Origin of the sequence: Mesorhizobium sp. M7A.F.Ca.CA.004.06.1.1 (genome assembly GCF_003999135.1) — a bacterium.
Lineage (GTDB): Bacteria > Pseudomonadota > Alphaproteobacteria > Rhizobiales > Rhizobiaceae > Mesorhizobium.
The window spans coordinates 1-1,394 of record NZ_RZPQ01001094.1 but is presented as its reverse complement, the minus strand read 5'-3'; the positions used below and the strand labels follow the sequence as shown (position 1 = coordinate 1,394).

At 63.5% G+C, this 1,394-nt stretch carries 1 protein-coding gene; it reads right to left on the bottom strand.

Annotation, left to right across the window (positions count from 1 at the left end; all coding sequences use genetic code 11):
• Nucleotides 1-114 precede the first annotated feature (114 nt).
• A complete protein-coding gene (locus EN906_RS34140) occupies nucleotides 115-1,332 on the bottom strand; it encodes an LL-diaminopimelate aminotransferase (RefSeq protein ID WP_127375778.1) in 1,218 nt (405 codons plus the stop codon).
• Between the last annotated feature and the right edge of the window lie 62 nt (nucleotides 1,333-1,394).

Sequence of the window (1,394 nt, the reverse complement as noted above, 5' to 3'; positions counted from 1 at the left end):
GTTGGCGCGCCACCGACGCGCCAACGGTGCCGAGGCCGGCAATTCCAACACGCAATGCTTCAGCCATGTCCGGCGACGTCCCTCAAAGTCAGATCGAATTTGCGTGCGGCAAGCTTACCGGTGAGCGGAGAGCGGCACGACGTTGTTGGGCTGCTTGGCGCTGGTCGACAGGAAGCGCTTGATGTTGCGCGCCGCCTGCCGGATCCTGTGCTCGTTCTCGACCAGAGCGACGCGCACGAATTCGTCGCCATGCTCGCCGAAGCCAACACCGGGCGCCACGGCCACGTCGGCATGTTCGATGAGCAGCTTGGAGAATTCGAGCGAGCCGAGATGTCGGAACGGCTCCGGGATTGGCGCCCAGGCGAACATCGATGCCGCCGGTGCCGGAATGGTCCAGCCAGCGCGGCCGAAGGCATCGACCATCACATCGCGGCGCTTGTGGTAGATGTCGCGCACTTCGGCGATGTCGGCGCAGTCGCCATTGAGCGCATGTGCCGCCGCCACCTGGATCGGCGTGAAGGCGCCGTAATCGAGGTAGGATTTCACCCGCGTCAGCGCCGAGATCAGCCGCTCGTTACCGACGGCAAAGCCCATGCGCCAACCGGGCATGGAGAAGGTCTTCGACATGGAGGTGAATTCGACGCAAACGTCGATCGCGCCAGGCACCTGCAGCACCGAAGGCGGCGGATTGCCGTCGAAATAGATCTCCGAATAGGCAAGGTCGGACAGGATGATGATGTCGTTCTTCTTGGCGAAGGCGACCACATCCTTGTAGAAATCGAGCGAGGCGACCAGCGCCGTCGGGTTCGACGGATAGTTGAGGATCAGCGCCAGCGGCTTCGGGATCGAATGTTTGACCCCGCGCTCGAGCGCCGGGATGAAGCCGTCGTCCGGCTCCACCTGCAGCGAGCGGATGACGCCACCCGACATGATGAAGCCGAAGGCATGGATCGGATAGGTCGGGTTCGGGCACAGGATCACGTCGCCGGGCGCCGTGATCGCCTGCGCCATGTTGGCGAAGCCTTCCTTCGAGCCAAGCGTGGCCACCACTTGCGTGTCGGGGTTGAGCTTCACGCCGAAGCGCCTGCCATAGTAGGCGGCTTGGGCGCGACGAAGGCCCGGAATGCCGCGCGACGAGGAATAGCGATGCGTGCGCGGGTCGCGCACGACCTCGCACAATTTGTCGACGATAGCCTTGGGCGTCGGCAGGTCCGGATTGCCCATGCCCAGGTCGATGATGTCGGCGCCACGCGATCGGGCGCTGGCCTTGAGCCGGTTGACCTGCTCGAACACGTAAGGCGGAAGCCGGCGAACCTTGTGAAATTCTTCCATGGCAGTTCCAGACAGCGAAGGGGGTGTTGGGCGCGCGCTATATACTTATTTGCAGGTAGGGT

Coding starts and splice junctions, on each gene's coding strand:
- EN906_RS34140 (WP_127375778.1), bottom strand. CDS start 1,332: ATGGAAGAATTTCACAAGGTTCGCCGGCTTCCGCCTTACGTGTTCGAG.